At 43.7% G+C, this 18,295-nt stretch carries 16 protein-coding genes; 6 read left to right on the top strand and 10 right to left on the bottom strand.

What is annotated here, in order from left to right:
• Positions 1-15: 15 nt before the first annotated feature.
• From AB1I49_RS02210 to AB1I49_RS02170, 9 genes are all read right to left on the bottom strand, one after another.
• Complete coding sequence (locus AB1I49_RS02210; protein ID WP_407721278.1) at positions 16-780, bottom strand: DUF4230 domain-containing protein; 765 nt, start codon at positions 778-780, stop codon at positions 16-18.
• Between the two features lie 2 nt (positions 781-782).
• The gene (locus AB1I49_RS02205) at positions 783-1,508 is read right to left on the bottom strand and encodes a DUF4230 domain-containing protein (protein ID WP_407721276.1); all 726 of its coding nucleotides are present in this window, start codon (positions 1,506-1,508) and stop codon (positions 783-785) included.
• Positions 1,505-3,055 carry a hypothetical protein gene (locus AB1I49_RS02200; protein ID WP_407721275.1) on the bottom strand — a complete coding sequence of 517 codons (1,551 nt, stop codon included), beginning with the start codon at positions 3,053-3,055 and terminating at the stop codon, positions 1,505-1,507. Before AB1I49_RS02200 ends, AB1I49_RS02205 begins: the two co-directional genes overlap by 4 nt.
• A gap of 238 nt (positions 3,056-3,293) precedes the next feature.
• The gene (locus AB1I49_RS02195; protein WP_407721274.1) at positions 3,294-3,407 is read right to left on the bottom strand and encodes a helix-turn-helix domain-containing protein; all 114 of its coding nucleotides are present in this window, start codon (positions 3,405-3,407) and stop codon (positions 3,294-3,296) included.
• 114 nt (positions 3,408-3,521) lie between these two features.
• A complete protein-coding gene (locus AB1I49_RS02190; protein WP_407721273.1) occupies positions 3,522-4,856 on the bottom strand; it encodes a restriction endonuclease subunit S domain-containing protein in 1,335 nt (444 codons plus the stop codon).
• Between the two features lie 163 nt (positions 4,857-5,019).
• Positions 5,020-6,345 carry an IS1380 family transposase gene (locus AB1I49_RS02185; protein WP_407720620.1) on the bottom strand — a complete coding sequence of 442 codons (1,326 nt, stop codon included), beginning with the start codon at positions 6,343-6,345 and terminating at the stop codon, positions 5,020-5,022.
• A 164-nt stretch (positions 6,346-6,509) separates the two neighbouring features.
• Positions 6,510-8,897 (bottom strand): type I restriction-modification system subunit M, encoded by a 2,388-nt coding sequence (locus AB1I49_RS02180; protein WP_407721272.1) that lies wholly within the window; start codon positions 8,895-8,897, stop codon positions 6,510-6,512.
• 399 nt (positions 8,898-9,296) lie between these two features.
• Positions 9,297-11,042, bottom strand: a complete 1,746-nt coding sequence (locus AB1I49_RS02175) for an RNA/DNA-binding domain-containing protein (protein WP_407721271.1) — start codon at positions 11,040-11,042, stop codon at positions 9,297-9,299.
• Positions 11,039-11,260: a helix-turn-helix domain-containing protein gene (locus tag AB1I49_RS02170; protein ID WP_407721270.1), complete on the bottom strand. Its 222-nt coding sequence runs from the start codon at positions 11,258-11,260 to the stop codon at positions 11,039-11,041. The genes AB1I49_RS02175 and AB1I49_RS02170 overlap by 4 nt, the downstream gene beginning before the upstream one ends.
• A gap of 177 nt (positions 11,261-11,437) precedes the next feature.
• Here AB1I49_RS02170 and AB1I49_RS02165 point away from each other — a divergent pair, with 177 nt between their 5' ends.
• The gene (locus AB1I49_RS02165; protein ID WP_407721269.1) at positions 11,438-11,710 is read left to right on the top strand and encodes a DUF6809 family protein; all 273 of its coding nucleotides are present in this window, start codon (positions 11,438-11,440) and stop codon (positions 11,708-11,710) included.
• A gap of 475 nt (positions 11,711-12,185) precedes the next feature.
• Here AB1I49_RS02165 and AB1I49_RS02160 read toward each other — a convergent pair whose 3' ends face one another.
• On the bottom strand, positions 12,186-12,647 hold the full coding sequence (locus tag AB1I49_RS02160) for an ATP-binding protein (protein WP_407721268.1): 462 nt from the start codon (positions 12,645-12,647) through the stop codon (positions 12,186-12,188).
• 601 nt (positions 12,648-13,248) lie between these two features.
• Here AB1I49_RS02160 and AB1I49_RS02155 point away from each other — a divergent pair.
• From AB1I49_RS02155 to AB1I49_RS02135, 5 genes are all read left to right on the top strand, one after another.
• The gene (locus tag AB1I49_RS02155) at positions 13,249-14,283 is read left to right on the top strand and encodes an AAA family ATPase (protein WP_407721267.1); all 1,035 of its coding nucleotides are present in this window, start codon (positions 13,249-13,251) and stop codon (positions 14,281-14,283) included.
• Positions 14,284-14,719: 436 nt separating this feature from the next.
• On the top strand, positions 14,720-15,010 hold the full coding sequence (locus tag AB1I49_RS02150; RefSeq protein ID WP_092968197.1) for a helix-turn-helix domain-containing protein: 291 nt from the start codon (positions 14,720-14,722) through the stop codon (positions 15,008-15,010).
• Positions 15,011-15,285: 275 nt separating this feature from the next.
• A complete protein-coding gene (locus AB1I49_RS02145; RefSeq protein ID WP_407721266.1) occupies positions 15,286-15,702 on the top strand; it encodes a hypothetical protein in 417 nt (138 codons plus the stop codon).
• A 60-nt stretch (positions 15,703-15,762) separates the two neighbouring features.
• Positions 15,763-16,008 (top strand): hypothetical protein, encoded by a 246-nt coding sequence (locus AB1I49_RS02140; protein ID WP_407721265.1) that lies wholly within the window; start codon positions 15,763-15,765, stop codon positions 16,006-16,008.
• 102 nt (positions 16,009-16,110) lie between these two features.
• Positions 16,111-18,276 (top strand): stage V sporulation T C-terminal domain-containing protein, encoded by a 2,166-nt coding sequence (locus AB1I49_RS02135; protein WP_407721264.1) that lies wholly within the window; start codon positions 16,111-16,113, stop codon positions 18,274-18,276.
• Positions 18,277-18,295: the final 19 nt, after the last annotated feature.

Raw genomic sequence — 18,295 nt, 5'->3', positions numbered from 1 at the left:
TTTTACATTGAAATCTCATTCGTCATAAAACTCAACATCTATCCTGATATCAGTGTTATCGGCATTCAAGGCGTATACCTGATTTTTTATCATCTTTTTTGCCTTGTCTGCAGCGATATTATAATATTCTTCGTTGGATTCAATTCTGTTTTGTATCTTTCTTTTGCCCTCATCAAGCTGTATTTTGGCAAGCTGTTCTCCCGCCTGCACGTTTCCGTAAAAAAATACTATTTCTTTCGCGCACAACAGCTCGGGCGTAATATCTATGCTGTCAGCGTCAAAGGACGGCTTTGGAGCACGGATCAATACGCTTCCGCGTTCTTTGTCAACTATGTATTCAGCCATGTCCATATTGACAACAAAATGTCCTGTTCCCGATATTTTGACCCATGATTTTACATCAGGGTCCTGGTTGTCAACATCTGTAATATATACCACCGAATCAACGTCTATTACTTCTAACTTATGAACCTCACGAAGAGAATCAATTGACAGCGTCGCTTTATTGCTGACGTGATGCAGTTTTTCACCCAGCTCGTAGGCACTCGTCTGACACTTCAGTCTTACGCCAACCACTCCCAGAATCAGTACAACAACAACCAGAACAAGCGATAGTACAAGCCATTTCTTGGCTCCGTGTTTTTTATCCTCCGGCGATTCTGTATCAGCGCACTCCGTTTCAATGAATTCGGCGTCTCCTGATTTATTCTCAATAATTTCGGTATCTTTATCTTCCTCATTGATGATTTCAGAATCATCGCGTTTTATTATCTCGGACACAATCATTCCTCCCCAAATACAACTTCCACACTTTTGTCGCTGCCGTATACTCCATGGACTGTTTCGGTGACAATCTGCTCCGCAGATAGTTTTGCGCGATCCAAAAGGGTATCGTAATTTGGAATCAGCTCAACCTGTGCTTCACCAGCTTTCTTCTTGAGTTGATTGAAGGAATTGATATACGCTTTCACTCCCTCTGATGTGCTGCCGTCAAAGAGAGGATTCGAATCCTCTGCAATTGTTTTCACGTTGCCCGGGTCAACAATTATCTCCGATGAAGGCTGCGGTACTCTGATAACGACCGTACCTTCATCATTTATCTCCGCAGTCGCTTCACTCAAATCAACTGTAAAAACCACGTTTACCTGAAATTCATACAAAGCAGCGTATTTATCGAGATTAATATTAAATAATTCCGATGAATACTTTTGAAAATCCGTAATATCTCCGTCGGCTATCAAAACCTCCGTCTTTCCGTTTTCCTTCAAACGAGCAGCAAGAACAAGCTCGGTATCCTCAGCGCTCAAGCCGTGTTCCTTTCCTTTTTCGTAGCTATCCGCCATACCTGGAATCAAACTCTGAAAGATATTAACACCCTCAGGCGCGACTCTGAGATAGTTAGGAACAGCGTCAACGGCGATAATCACAATACCGCCGAGTATAATAACGCTTAACAAAAGCGGAAGCACCCAAACCGGAATACATTTGAACCATTTTATCCATTTCATTTGCTTTCCTTCCTTTCAACGTCAAAATACCTGCTGCAGTCAATTTCCGTGCGATTCATATCTTCAGTCACCTCAATCTTTGTTGTAAAAGAATCAGGTGAAAATGCCGACCACATTGCTTCCCAACCTTCGCGCTTAATCTTGAAATCAGAATCAGGCGCAAGAGTGAATTTCAGCTCAATAATTTGGTGCTCCTTCACGCTTTGAGTACCGCTGACCTCCTGTCCGTCAATAAAATATGCACAGGTGCCATAGTCGTTGTTGTTATTTAGTGTGATTGCAAGATACTTCTTGACCGTATGCTCGGAAATAATCTTGTCTATATTATTCTTGTAGTCCGAAAAACTCATTTCCTTTTCATAGCTTTTTCCGCCGATGTCATTGCCCGACACGTAATATCCTGAGAAAGGATTGATTACCACTTTGATCATTTCGCCTCCGTCGGGCGCAACTTCATCGGGACGCAGCTCAACACCATTCTTGTTATAAAGAGTAATAGACGCGTTCTTTATTTCAGGAACCGAAACCTTTTCTCCTTTTTCCTGACTGCGCTTGCTCAGAGTTATCTCCAAAGCGTCGCCGTATGAATCTGGGATTGTAAAGGTATACTCATAGCCGCCGTCCGCTTCAACGGGCTGACCGACATTTACGCCCTTTCCAATCAGTCTATAAAGGCTGTTCACCACAACAACAATCTTATCTCCCGCTTTCAGCTTGTCGATTTTTTCGTTTCCGCCCGCGGAATACGAAACCTCTTCACCGTTTTTCTTGACGCTCTTCACGGCATCGCGTTCAAATATAGGAATGAAATTCATTACATTGTATTCCGGGTCAATAATACGGAGCGAAAAGTACGGGTGCATCTGTACAGTGTATGTATCGACAGGATTGAGTGAATCCGCTTCAGGGAAAACTACTCTGCAGTCGCTCTCGTTATTCTTAAAGCATTTCGGAGTAGAGGAAACAAAATAATGAGAATCGGAGTAATCGCTGTAATCAAAAACAACCTTATACGATTCAACGGGGCTGACTTCAGCATTGCTCTTTCCGTTTACCAGCCACTTGCCCTGAAGCTCTACTTCCTTTAAGTTTTCGTCCAGGCTATATGTACTGAACTTTAGCTTTCTTTGCTCAAAACCTCCGAGCGGCTCAACGGAAATCTCAGTACCGGTAAAATCCTCCGGGACAGTCCAAACCAAACCGCCGGCATCGTCTGACTTCGCGATTAATTCGTTTTTGCTGCCGTCCTCATTATGCGACCAGATGCGAAAACAATCAAAGCGGTACAGATTACTCTTGGCGTTTTTTACCGCGGGCAAAGACGCGTATATTTTGTCGCCCTGATTCAATCGACAGTTTTCCGTAGACAAAGGAATACTGCAAGCCTCATCGGAAAAATATGAAATATCAAGATTATAATTTTCGGCAAAAGTCAAATGAACCGCTCCGCTGTTCTGAGTGGTTTCCTCGGCAAGAACGTGTGCAGTTCCGGCGGCAGCAATAACTGCCGCACCAATTATCAGCGAACACACAATATGTTTTTTCATGTTACAACGCCTCGTATCACATATAATATAAGGTTATTATATCACCATTTATATGGACTTTCAACAAATTTCGACGCTGTTTTTGAATAAAAGCGTAAAAGGATCATATATTTCAGTTTTACGGAAGTCACAAAGTATATACATAAACGCCGAGGCAATCTCACCTCGGCGTTTATACAAATTACTTATTAAAACATTCTGCATCGGTTCACGATCAGGCTGACAATGTCATTTGCTCTCACGCGCATATGCAAATTTTGCCAAATACATCTGTTGTGACATTCTCGCCCTTGCCCATCTTGCTGATAGTAAAGGTACTGATTCCCGCAGCAGCGGCGTTAAAGTACGGCAAAACCTGACCCGCCCATATTCGCCGATTTATGCATTGATTTCTCCACCAAAAGAGATACTCACATTCTGAAAATACTCCCAGCATTTAATGCAAGGAGCAACTCTCAATTAATCTTCATAGATACCTTTGAACTATCTCCGAACGCTTTTCGCTCAGTGTTTTCAGTAATTTTTCTGCATCTTTTATAAGCTTCTCAAGACGCAAGACCTCTTCCATCGCTTTATTCTGAACATCAATATCCGGAACAGCAAAAGAGATGCTTTCAACACGGTCAATCGATGCGCGGTAACTGCGGGAAAATCCCATTTTTCTTCCCTCTTCTTCCAGTATTCTAGCCATGTATCGCGGGTTAACTTCATTAGTCACTACACGTAATACACCGCAGTGATCGGTTGGGTAGAACGGCATTTCTTTAGGCTGGTAGTTTACCATCCAGTCACCATCTATACCCCATAATACGGAATCAGTTGAAAAATCTTCCAAAAGAAGTTTATCAAAATAGCCAAACGGTTCAAAAACATTTGCGCTATAAACCGGAATTGTACCATCGTATTCTAATTCAGATTCTATAACACGTTGCCCGATCATCACAGTAAACTTGTCCTTGTCAGCTAAGTAGTACTTTACTTGTGTTTTGGGCAGTTCTCCTAAATCAACAAATACTTTTTCAATCTCAGTACAGTATTCTTGAATCTTTTTCATCACTTGCGAATATTCAGTGTTTATCCTCTTACTTTCGGCGATAATGAGCAGTTGTATATCCATGGGTGGGATGGGAATTCTAAACAGCGGAATCATAGTTTTGTCCCCGCGGGGCATCTTGATTCCCTGACGATTTGCCATCATATAATCAAAAAAGATATCCTGAGCTAAAATACAGAACAGATATTCAGGCTTAACTTTTTCTTTATCTACAGTACGAAAGACCAGAACATCCGGAGAACAACCGCCATTCCTATCTGCAAACCAAATCTTCTTTAAGTATGGTCTAATATTTGACACCAGAATATCTCCAGGCTGATATTCAACCACGCTATCAATATCTGTTTCACCTGAAAACTTCGTAATCCCCGCTTTGTTTTTCAGCATATTATCTGTTGTAACATAATCCGATAATTGGATTTGGTCAACATTAATTCTGTTTGTGCTAAAGGGTGCTATCTTACCGAGTTTTGACATCGGATACTGGCTCTGAATCTCAATTTTTTTTGCTGCCGATAATCGTATCGCCTTATCAAAGATAGGTCTAACATAGTTTAACATATCACATGTATTCACTATTCCTGCATATTTCTGGTTATCTTCACTCATCACAGGAACTACATCATCAAAAGATTTTCTGATGGCATATGCTAGAGTACTCGTGTCGTTTCTGTCTTTGTTGTTATACAAACATCCGCCTGGTTTTATTTCATGGATTCCCTCAAAGCCTTTTCCTGAATTATTCATGCACATCCGAAACTGCATCTGCAAATGGTTGTGCATTATCAGACATCAATATCACTGACATCCTGCAAAGTTTTCCACCGAAAAAAGGCGCACTACTCCCTTGGGGGTCAGATAATTTTTGAACGGGATTTCTTTGAAGCTGTCAAGGTACACGGGGTAACGTCTATTCGAGTTGCGGACTGAGTTTTTTAATATTGGCGAGAGTCTCGAAAAACCGGGATTGATGCGGACAGTAACTGCACAGTTTAAAATACACATATCTCGCGGAGCTGACGATTCTGGCTGCAATTTTCAACAGCTTGAGTCTGACAGTGTCGATACGATCCTTTCGCATGGATTCAGGCAGTGTCAGGCGGCGGAACCAGTTGAAGAGATTGTATGCAAGCGCATGAATCTGAACCCGGTTGGCGTTGACAATCATGGAAGAACTGCTGACATAGCTCATATCAAATCCGGATTTGCACTCCTTGATGAAGTTTTCCATATTTCCGCGCTTGCAGTAAAAGCGGATCAAATCCTCAGGAGATGATTCCATATTGGTCACAACAAAGGTATGCATGTGAATCGCCTGACCGTAAGGCTTCTCGATTTTGCAGACGACGCGTCTGGGGTAATCCCAAGAACCCGCCTTGTACAGAAATTCACCATACACGACGGCATGAGAAACAGTGTCCTCCCGGGTAAGATCATACAGTTCAGAGTCCAAGTCTTGAGCAAGTCTTCTCAGCACAGGATTTTCCTTGAGCCGAATGACATAGCCGGTGCCGTTTGTTTCAAACAGACTGTAGAGTTCATCTGTGGCAAAACCGCTGTCTCCCCGTGCAAAGAGGGCTGTTTGAGGATAATCTCTCTGATATTCCTCCAGAAGCGGCAGCATAAATGCGGCTGCTCCGTTGCTGCAATACTGCGTTCCCGGGCGCAGTTCTACCATCAGTAAATCTCCGGTCATTCCGTCGAAGCAAAGCAGGGGATGATAACCGTGGGCTTGGTAGTGGTAGTTGAACGCTTCGCCTTCCTGCGTGCCATATGCAGCCAGCAAGGTGGAATCGAGGTCGAACAGAATGTGCTCCGGTTTATCGACAGAATAGACTCTTCTGCGAAGAATCCGCTGTATCTCTTCCAACTGCTGTAAACTCCGTTCATCCATGCGGTTGTGAAAACGGGACAGAGTAGGCTGAGAGGCTAAAGCGGTTTTGCCGATAACAGCGTTCAGGACAGGATCGTTTCTCAGGCTGTCGGCGTGATCGTCCTGAAAATAGGCGCCGGTAATCTGATAGAGCATCTGTAAAAGATTCTCATGATCTTTGTGGATTCGGAATGAAGCAGTGTCCGTTGTGCGGAAACGATTTCTGAGCAGCGAATTGACGCCCAGCTTGTGATAAAACTCCTTGAGCAAAAGCAGTCCGCCATCCGAAGAAAGATTGCCGCCATCGAAATTTACGCGAATTTTCTTATTGCTTTCCAACACTGTTTCTGATATAATAGCCATGGGACTTCTCTCCTTTGGTTTGTTGTTGTGGTAACTACATTATACCAAATTTGAAGTCCCTTTTCCATACCCTGCGGGCTTCATCTTTTAGGTGAAAGCCCATTTTTCATTTTTATCTGTGTTTTTTCGGTGTTGGGGTCCTTACCGGCACTTGCGTGAATAATTTAGGCTTTTGTATCCTTATATTCATATCCGAGAAACAGTTTCCTTTCCTTAGTTTTCTGTGGACTAGATACTATAACAGTTTGTTGGTCTTTGGTTAACGCAAAATAAAACAATTTATCAAATTCTATTGCTTTGGAATATTTGTAAAACAAAGCCTTTATTTCTGTGGCTTTTTCTATTTCATCTTTTTTTTGAAATTTTTTAGTTTTTGTAACCTTATTATAATTCGAAGAAGTTAAGAATTCAGTAACATACACATCAAAGTATTCAGATGAAGCAAGCTCATCCAGTTCGGTTTCTTCGAGGATATAAGAGGTATATTCTTCTTTAGAAACATCGATTTGCCTGAGATATCTTTCAAAAATCTGTGAATCTTCCCATTCTTCTAAATTATCGCCATTTAGGATTGCGTTTACACTGTCAGTCACCAAATCTATCATTTTAGGAGGTTCAGCATACTTTTCGAGATAAATAATTATAGTATCAGATCCCGTCTTACCAAAAGCACCGTTTCCTAAGTGGACAATCCCGCGAATTAAAAAGTTTTTTAATATTTGTTCTCTAGCACCAATATAACTAGAGGTGTTTTTGCTAAGAATAGTCACCGGCAGTATAACAGCTGCGATGCCCTTAGGCTTTAACAGTTGAGAGATACGTTCAACGAATAGGACCTCTATCTCACCGCTACTATCTCCTATTCTATCTAATAATTCAAAGCTATTGTTTTTTAACAGCAAATGCTGTTTGAAGTCCTTTACAGAATATGGAGGATTTGCTACCAGAATATCAAAACTTTCATTTTCTATTCCTTTATCTGGAGCATTTTCAAGCCCATCCCCAAAGATAATGTTTCCTTCACCTGCTCCATTCATAAAAAGCGATATTTTTGATACTCGTGAAAGTCTATAATCTTTTTCAATACCAAAAATACTGTCTCGAACCCAAGTGTTATCACCGTTATTATCAGCAAATGAATTGATAGCTTCAATGGCTTCAGTAAGGAAATGCCCTGCTCCACATGCATAATCGATTACCTTTGGATACACTGTTCCTTTATCGGATTTTACCATACGATCGACAGGCAAACTATCCCAGATAAAACGTGTGATTGGGATTGGCGTGAAGAACTGTCCTTCATTTTGTTTGAAGCCTTTATTTAATAGTTGTTCGAACAAGAGACCTAAAAACTGGTGTTTTGAAGGATAAACAATTCTGTACTTCTCAAACAGCTGAACCATCTCGACAAGGACTCTACCATTTTGATAGAATAGTTCTTCGTTATGAACATCTTTAAAGGCAAAATCATTATTCGAGTAAAACTTAAGAATACGAATTGTGTTTTGTAAGTCTTCAATTGCTTTTCTGCGTTTTGAACCAGTATATGTCAAAAACAACCGTTCCGGGTAATCTGCTGGTATATAGAAAATCTTTTCTCGCATGAATTTTTCCATACCCTCCTGATGGAGTCTCTGCAACCGATCCTGCAAGTTCTCATATGTTTCGCCACGTTTATACTGAAACTCAACAATATCATTATCACCTTTTGTACTCTCATCTACCAGTTTACAGATAAATAAAGCAACTAAACGATTAAACGCGTTCTCTTTATCACTAACGTTATTATGACGCAGTATCTCCTCAAATTTATTAACGATTTTATCTCCAGGATTAAAGTCAATTAGACGATTTTTAAATAATGGAATATCACCGACATTATAGGCAGAGGCATAATCTGAAAAAACCGGATCGTTGTATTCGTATTGCGAATATGTATCTCTCCATACTTCGAACAATTCTACTGCTGTATGCGCCGTTGAATACAAGCGTATATCCTTATCTTTTTTTGAATGCTCAATTGCATTAGCGTCATCTGCACAACTAATGGCCGGTGCTTTATACTCGATCTTTCCATCAACATAATCAGATGTGTAAAGGACCAACCATTTAGTAGCTCCTTCTTGCTGCCAATATGAAAACAGCTGTCCACCGTCTTTACGCAATTTTTTATACTCTGCATCAAATTTATCTGCTTTTTTACACTCAATAATCAACAACATTGAGCCATCTATATCAGATACACAGATATCAGCACGGCCGCCCTTAGGGTCATGTCCTAAATGCCATGCTTTTTCAAGTTCAATATGTTCAGGACAATATCCTTTTTCCAAAAGACGGTTAACACACTCGAAAACAACAAAGTTTTCCAATTGATTGAATCCGTCGTTTCGCTCTCTACCCTTGATTGATTCCGGATATATAAGTTTCTTTGCAGAAAAATCCACCTGCATCTTACATCTGAATGCTGGATATTCTTTTTCAAACAGACCGTCGTTTTCAGTAAAGTCCATTATAAGAAGCGCATTCTTAATATTCTGTACGGTTATCATAGCTATTTCTCCAATCTGAGCTCTTTTGCGGCTAATAACATTCAGCTCGTCACAACACCTTCAATTCATATTCGCAGTTTCACATGGCCTCCGGAGATCACTTTTTTCTTCGATCAGCTCATTTACTATCACTGTAGAATGAACACTATCTTCATATTCGTGAACCGGACTTTTCCAGTAACAACCAAGTGCCTACAACGCCTCATCGCCGAGTGTGTTATTTTGACTTGTAATAACAAATTTCTTCTTCGCTATTAAAATTTATTTTCAGAGGCTTTCCTGCCTATCAACTTTAATAAATATGTCAACTGATATATCATTACTTTACAACAAAGGAAAGCACAATACGCCAACTGTTTTGCTGATACACCAACTATTTCACCAATTGTAGTTGGTGTATCAATTGGTCAATTGATAAATAAACTGTCTTCCCTTTCGTATCTTTTTAACTAAATCCATTTTCATCAATCTTCCCAACGCAGCATTAGCACCTTGACTTGTATTGATCCTTGTTATATCAAGGATTTGATGTGTAGTAATAAAACCGTTTGTACGGATATACTCATAAATAATTAGATCTGTATCATTTCGGAACACGATTTCTGCCGGTTGAATATCGTCGATATCCATTTGCTCAGCCTGAATCTGATAATCTTCATTCAGATTATAACTGGTCCAACGTCCTTTTTTATCCGCGATCAACATATTTGCATCAACAAGCCCAGCCAGAATATGACCGATTTCTGTGCTGTGCATATCAAAGATAGATTGCATTCTGGCATTTGTAACAGATCCTTCCAAGTGTGCCGTACCCAGAATAATCTGTTCTTCTTTCTTCAGTCGGGAGTACTTGTATCCGAATAATGCCTGCAAATGCTCGGTACATTCCTGCGGCATCAGAGAAATCATCCAAAGTTTCAGATTAACGATGCGCATCTCTGTATCTTCGCTCAAGTCGGGTTTACGCCAGTTTTCTTCTCCCCATGCGCTCAAGATTGTCGGAAAGCCGGAGCCGATATTGTCACCGGCGCCTATCATACGGAAAAAGGTTTGTATGCGCGGATTGCGAGCAACCGAATGACCGCCCTCATATATCGTTCTGACAGGAAGGCGCAGACTGCCGGGATTGGAAAAGACAAATCCTTTGTCGTTCTTTTCAACTTTCAGAATACCGCTACTTATCATATAATCGCTGTGGATAATCATATTGACGACAGCTTCGCGTATGGCATGATGAACCGGTGTATCGTCTACACGAACCATTCCCTCTAAACGGAACGGACGCTTTAATCCTGAAACCAGCTTAGGCATTACTATACGCATAAAGTTATACAAATTCTGTTCCCAGGTTCCGTCATAGGTCAACCGATCACTCCAGCGACTGCCGGGACTTAAATTGCTGATATCAAGGTAATCCATACGGATATTCCCATAGCGTTCCATAACGGAGACTCCCTTGCCAAACATCAATAGCCCTGCTGTGGTAAGCCATCCTTTTCCTGTAGAACGATCAACCGCATATCCGGACATATTCTTCATAAACGTTAGATCATCCACGCCGTTCCAAACATGGACGGGATTATGATGCTCAAACTCAATACGATAGGAACGAAGCGCCTGCATATCAATATCGTCCATCGTGTAACCGATCAGCAAACCTCCGTCATAACCAGAATCATTAGCATCACGGAGCATCGACTTGACTTCTTCTTCAGTACAGTGATAATCCCCCTCGTAATTTCGCTTAAAACTGCCTTTCATCGGGTTATCGTTGATATACACAGGGCGTTGTTTGTAGTTCGCCTGCGGTACCTTAATCCAAATGACAGTCGCGCCGTTAACAACGCAACTTCCGACATCCGAGTCAACCAGGATATTACCGCTTACCTTATTGCTGTTAATAGTGTTCCAAAAATCTTTGATGCGCTGATCGGGATTTTTTACGGAAACAAAGGTAAAACGACGATCAAAATCCACTTCCTTTAAATGCTCTTCAACACCAAACAAAATCAACCCGCCATCGGTATTGGCAAAAGAAGAATAGGTCTCCCAAACAGAGTTCGGTAAGGTAGATTCTGCTTTTTTACACTCAAGATGTATATGTTCTCCGTACTTTAGTTGTTCTAGTATTTCAGCAACGGTCATATATCGTCACCTTCCCTATCCGGAATAAATTCCATAATTTCAGTATTTTTGCAATTTGATGTCTGACAAATCTCTCCTAATACTTCCATCGACACATCTTTCCCGCGTGTAAGCTGTCCTAAAGCATAATGTGTAATACCAGCTCCGCGCTCCATATCACACTTTTTTATCTCCTTATCAATCAAAAGTATCCATAGATTTAAAAAACTAAGCGCCATTGGATACCTCCAAATACTATTTTTACAAATCTATTATATTCTTTTTTATATATTTTTTCAATGTTTTTGATGAATCTCATTAAGATGTATTCTTTCTGCAAAAATTAATTAGCTTTTTTCTGGACTTTTCACCTCATCTGTGGTATTGTGTCTTGCTGAGAAAGCGAGGTGAACACAATGACCACTCTGGAAAATTTCTACTACGGGAATATCATTCCGCATGAAAATCCAATCATCAAGGGCAGCGAGTATGACATGGCAAACAGGCTTGTTGTCCGTCACGATGAAGCGCTGACAGCTACGCTGACGGAACAGCAGAAGGAAACATTTCAAAAATTCAAAGACAACTACCTTGAGCTATTGACCCTCGGAGAACGCGACGCGTTTATCCGGGGGTTTTCTCTCGGTATCAAAATTGCAGTAGAAGCGCTAAGCTACGGCAAAACCTGACGTGCCCTGTTTCGCCCTGTGTCGCGCGAAACAAAAAATCGGGTAAGTGCCCGACCTCGCACAACAAAGCCCACACAGGCGATTTGTCGCGGTTTGTGGGGCGCAAAAAGCAGCGCATGGATTGGCATAACGCTAATCTATGCGCTGTGTTTTCTAATATTTCAATCTCTCTAACGGTACGCAGAACAGCTGGTCGTAAACCGAAGCCTGATGAACACACCAATCACTGAATCGATTTACGCTAAACACGACAAGGGAAACCTCGCTGCATAGGCTCCCGTAGCTGCTGCTGACGTTGATGTGATGCTCCAACTGTTCCTTGGTGATCTTTTCATCGAAGGAATGCGGAAATACACAAACCAGCGTTTTGCCGTTGTTTTCAATAATACAATCAATCTTGAAACGGAATCCGTCCTTATGCTTGAGATAGGCGGGTTTCGTTTTTCCTTTGACATACCGATCGATAAACCAACTGTTATGGATTACCGGGTTTCTGTTCCGATTCCGGAGCAAAGCTCTTGACATGAAGAACGAGCGTGTGATCGTGAAGCTTTACAGATTGTATCGCTGATTCAAAATCTTTATATGCTGCCGAGCCGTTATCGTCGTCAATGAATAAAACCTGAAAACGTGCGCCTGTCAGATTTTTATATTTCTCAACCGCCTCAATCCAGTCCGGAGCTCTTTCACCGTTAAGAATCCGTTTGCAGAATACAGCTAACGCGGTGCTGCTGTCCAAGTCTTTGAAATTCAAATATACAGCGTCCTTGTTCAGTTCGCAAAACTGTCGCAGAAATTCTGTTTTTCCGCAGCCGTAAAATCCTTGCACAGCCCAATTGTAATGCCGAGGAGTATCTTTATGATACACAGAGTACTTCCATTCACTCCACGCGCTGTGAAAGCGCGCAATATCTTTTTCAAAAGAGAAAACAATCATTATTTAATCCTATCGTAATATGATGTTTATTGTATTTTATCAGAATACAATTGATAATGCAAGAGATAATCAAGAATAATATGTCATTCTATCTACAATAATAAATAGAATTATGCCGAACTCGGAGCATTATTAACGAATCTTTAGAAATTTTAGTAAAATGGGTATATTTTTGTGCCGTAAAAATGGCTAATAAGCAAAGGGGAGAACAAAGGAAAGTTATTGTATAAATAACCTTGCCGAATGAATTGCAGGTATAAATCGAGATGATGAAAGAGAAGACGCACCCTTGTTGTATTCAACTGAATTGTTCTTCTGCTTTTTGTGCATCTCTCCAAAGTTATTAGAAAAAGAAAAAAGCCTGAACAAAGCACTGTTTTTTTCAGCAATACAAAAGTAGAGGGGCAAATCACCAATCACCGTGATATTTCACAAATGTCAAAGCTCTCGTTTGTACACAACGGAGAAAGAAATCTTTTTTATTTTTCCCCACCCCGAAACAGTCAAAAAATGTACTGAATAGTGAAAGGACTGTTTCAAAACCGTATATCCCGCCCACATGGGCGTGAAATAAATATCAAAACAGAAAGGAATAACAAGCATGGAAGAAAACTGGAATCTGGATATCGACTCATATCAAAAGCGGTTTTGCACCTGTGACGGCGCTACGCTGGCGGACAAGGATTTGCCGCCGACACAATACGTCATCAGGAAGCTCCTGCCTCAGGGATTGGCGCTGCTCAGCGGTTCGCCGAAGGTTGGAAAGTCATGGCTGACACTTGATTGGTGCGTGAAAATTGCGAAGGGCGAAAAAATCTGGGATTTCCCGACAGTGAAAGGAACAACACTTTACCTCAGTTTGGAGGATACCGAATCGCGCCTGCAGGAAAGATTGCTGACTGTCACGGAGGATGCACCGTCCAATGTTCATTTTGCGACGAGCTGCATGACGATCGGCGACGGTCTGGAGGAGCACCCGGAAACTGTCCTCATCGCAATCGATATTTTTCTCAAAGTCCGCGCCAATAACGAAGTCAGCTATTCGGTTGACTACAGTCAGATGGAGGTTTTGAAAAAGCTGGCGCATGAGCTGAAAATCACGATTCTCCTTGTTCATCATGTCCGCAAGGAAAAAGCAGACGACCCGTTTGATATGATTTCAGGCACCAACGGATTGGCAGGCTGCGCCGACACCGAATTTGTTTTGCTGAAAAGCAAACGTAGCTCCGGCAACGCCACTCTGCACTGTACTGGGCGCGACATTGAGGACAGGGAAATCGAGCTGCACTTTGACAAGGAAACCTGTACTTGGGACTACATATCCGACAGCGTCGAAAATCCTGAAATGGTGTTACCGAAGGAGCTGCAAAAGCTGGTTGAGATGATGAAGGAGATATCTTTCTTCTCCGGCAGTAACGCAGATTTCCTTGAGAAATTCAATCGCTACGCAGGCACGGACATCAAAGCCAACGCGCTCAAGCGGAAGATGAATCACTGGCGGTTGGATTTAGAGGAACTCGGCGTGACGTATGAGTCCAAAAAAAAGCAACAACATCCGCAACATCCATATTCAGTACGAACCACCCGTCAACGATTCGTAAAGAGGGACGATAAGTACGGTGTGTACGATATATAGGGGTGCCCGAAATATCGTCTTTATCGTCCCAACCGTCCCGAACCAAACGGCGCCGACTTCGCGCCCTGTGTACCGACGTGTGGGCTTTTCGGGAAAAGGTCGGGAAAGTACCCGACAGCGAAACACGCGCGAATTTGGGCGAATGTCGGCATTTCTGAGGTCGGGAATATTTTGCACCGCCCGTTAAAGAAATATCAAAATGAAAGGTGGTGGGTTCGAAAAATTCTTTACCTTAGTGTAATATCTTCTTACCAAATAACTATACCCAAGGAACTATACACATCCTAAAATATCAACGGCAGAGAAAGAATAACAAACCGGGTATTAAAATTTTTAATCCGATCCGCGCATAGCCCACATATCAAATCCACGCACAATCATTCTTCTTTTTCTGCTGTACAAGGAGGAACCTGTTATCAAACGCAAAGATTATTTTATGCTGCCGAATGAAATCTTTTCACTCGGACTTAAGCCCCGGGACTTAGCCGTCCTCGCCTGTCTTATCCGTCACAAGGACAATGAGAACGACAGCTGCTTTCCGTCGCGGAGCCTGATCGCAAAGGAGTGCTGTGTAAAAGAGAAAACCGTTGACGCGGCGCTGAAGGCGTTAGAGGAGCGGAGCCTGATCATTAAAAAGCACCGCCTCCGTGAGAACGGCAGCCATACCAGTAATATGTATTTCGTCGCGGATATTTTTGCGATGACGCAGAACACATCAGAAGAATGAACTGCCGAAATTCGTCTGTTACATTTGCACAAATCAGAATCAGGTCTCACAATCGAGCGGAAAACAGGAGAAAGGCTTGGGGTTGCTAAAGCACCCCTGCCGGTTCACGGCGGACGGCAACGCCGACCGCAAGCCGTTTTTGGACACTCCCTGTGCATTTTGACAGGTTGGCAACCTGCTTCCGAAACAATCAAAATAGTTGGCAGCCTTTCCCGAATTTGCCGATGAAACCGTGCTTTTGAGAGGGTTTGCTAAATAAAAAGGAGTAAAAAATCATGTCAGCACCAAAAGGAAAAGAAAAATTAGCGGTATGGATGTATCCCGAAATCAAAGCAAAGGTGAAGGAGATGTACCGTAAGGACGACTGCCGCAGTATGTCGGAGTTCGTGGAAAAATCCATTCGATTCTACGTCGGTTACCTCACGGCGGAAAACAAGACAAACTATTTGCCCAACATGTTTCTCTCATGTCTGAGAAGTATTATCCGTGAGAGCGACAACCGCCACAGCGTGATATTGTTCAAGCTGGCGGTGGAAGTGGCAATGGTTGAAAACATTCTCGCCAACCTCAGTAAGTATGACCCCGCTTCCGTGGAGCGTCTCAGATACCAATGCCAGGAAGAAGTGAAAGAGATTCACGGTATGCTTCACTTTGAAGACGCCGTTGACTGGCAGGAAGGTTGGGAGAATTGAAATATTATTCCGTATATTATCATGCCAACAAGGCAATAATATGAACAGGAGGTGAGCCGTTTGCAACTCGACATTCACCCTGAAAAAAAGCTGGTCTGCATCTGGCTTACCAAGGCAGAATCGGCGGACGCGTCGGCTCAGGAACAGCTCGGACCGCTCTATGACAGGTTCCGAAAGCAGAAATTCCTTGTTGCCGTCTTTCGCTCGGGAGGTCAGGACCTGACGGATTTGACGAGCGAGCTGCTCCGCTACAACCGAAAGCTCTTTGCGGAACGCGAGGTCAGAGCTGGTAAAGAATCTGCATGACAAAAGACGCTGTCGCGGTGGCAGCGTCTTTTTCCTCTTGCTATTTTCCGAAAGCTGTGATACAATATTATCTAAAATATCACGCAAAGCAGGTGATGTAAATTGATAGAAAAATTTGACATTGCGGGCTACTGCCGTATCTCCGTTGACGAGGAGCTGAACCGCGACAACACCTCCATCGAGAACCAAAAGGCAATCATTGAGGATTATGTCCGGCAGAAATTCCCCGGCAGCAGTCTGACCTTCTTCGAAGACCGCGACCGCTCGGGCTATACCTTTGAGCAGCGCGAGGGCTACCAGAAGATGCGCAAACAGCTTCTCTCCCATAAGCTTGACATTCTGATCGTCAAGGACTTCTCCCGATTCTCGCGCCGCAACAGCCGCGGCTTGGTGGAGCTGGAGGACTTGCGCGACTACGGCGTGCGCATCATCTCCATCGGCGACGGCATCGACTTTCCGAACGACGACGACTGGCTGAAGATACAGTTCCAGTTCCTCATCAACGAAATGCCCGTCACCGATACCTCGAAAAAGGTGCGCTCGGTCGTCAAGCGCCGTCAGCATGACGGCAAATGGATCTGCGCCGCACCTTACGGCTATATCATCAATGCGCGGCAGGAATTTGAAATCGTCCCCACCGAAGCAGAGATCGTCCGCAAAATCTTCCGCCTCTATCAAAGCGGCATGGGCTATATGAAAATCGCTAATACCCTGACCGACGATGGGATTCCCACGCCGCGTATGTCTGAGCGTCAGCGCAAAGAAGCCGAAGGCAAGGAATACAAACGCAAGGTGAGCTCCGCGTGGTCGATCGTGACAGTACAGGGAATTCTGGAAAACGACTTCTACATCGGCACCATGCGCTCGAGCAAATACACGCGCAAGAAAATCAACGGCAAGGACGTCAAGCTCGACGAGAGCGAACATATCGTGATCGAAAACCACCATCAGGCGATCATCGGCTACCGCGAATTCGCCACGGTGCGAGCGCTGATGGAGAGCCGCTCCAAGGGCAACTACCGCGGTCAGAAAAAATACGACAACGTCTACTCGGGCTTCCTCGAATGCGGCGACTGCGGCAGCCCGATGTTCGCCATGAGCCGTGCTGACCTGAAGGACGCCTACCGCTGCGGCACCTACCACCGGCGCGGCTTGAAGGGCTGCACAAGCCACCACATCCGCGTGGAAGACCTCGATGAAATCCTGAAAACCTATCTCCAAATGGTGAAAGACAACTCAGCAGAAATGCTGACGCAGCTAAACGCCGACCTCGCCAAGGAAGCGGAGGACATGAAGGAGCAGGACAGAAGCGAGGAAAACCTTGAGGAAATCCTGCTCGACCTGCAGGGGGAGCTGAAAGCAACCAAGCGTCAGCGCATCCGCGACATCATGAAGCACCCCGACCAAGAGGAAATGCTCGAGGAAACCTACGACGAATTGGAGGACGATCTCACGCGGCGAATCGCGGGAATACAAAATCAGATCGACCTCACGGTCGACAGAAGAAATACCATCATCAGGGTAAACCGCACGGCAAAGCTCGCGCTCGAGGTATTCGACGACATACTCAACAAGGACAAGCTCGACCGCAGCGACCTGCAATTGATTATCGAGCGGATCCGCGTGTACGAGGATCACGTTGACGTTCAGCTCAAAGCGGACATCGACAGCCTTCTGCGCTGCGGAACGCTTGCAGAGGATATGGAGGAAGCCGCAAATTTTGATTCAGGCATCATGGATAACTTATCTGTCACACTCGTCTCGAAGGCAAAATGCCAAAAAGACAAGGTCTATGATGTCAATATTATCAGTGACGGTGACCCTCTGGAGATTTACACCGCTACGGACGGTGAGGTTATTTTCAAGAAATACTCGCCTGTAGGTGAGTTGAGCGAATTTGCGGGGCAATACGCCGACGTTATCGCGCGCATCAGCTCTATGCCTACTCTGATTTGCGATACCGACCATGTTATCGCGGCGGCAGGTGTTTCCAAGCGCGAATTTCTTGAGCGGCGTATCAGCTCGATTCTCGAGAGCTACATGGACAACCGCAAAAGCTACGCCGCGACAAACCAGACCCTCGGAAATGTTCAGCCGATCGAGGGCATTGAGCACGACGCGGCGGTCATCTACCCCATTATCGCCTCGGGCGACGTTATGGGCGCTGTGGTTATGCTCACGGGCGAGAGCGCCAAAATCCCGACAGGGGTTGAGATCAAGCTCGCTCAGTCTGCGGCGGCGTTTCTCGGCAAACAAATGGAGAACTAAACACAAAAAAGCGGTACAG

It is taken from the genome of Ruminococcus sp. NATIVEDY160 (assembly GCF_045819885.1).
GTDB lineage: Bacteria > Bacillota > Clostridia > Oscillospirales > Acutalibacteraceae > Ruminococcoides.
This window is presented reverse-complemented; position numbering and strand designations above follow the sequence as displayed.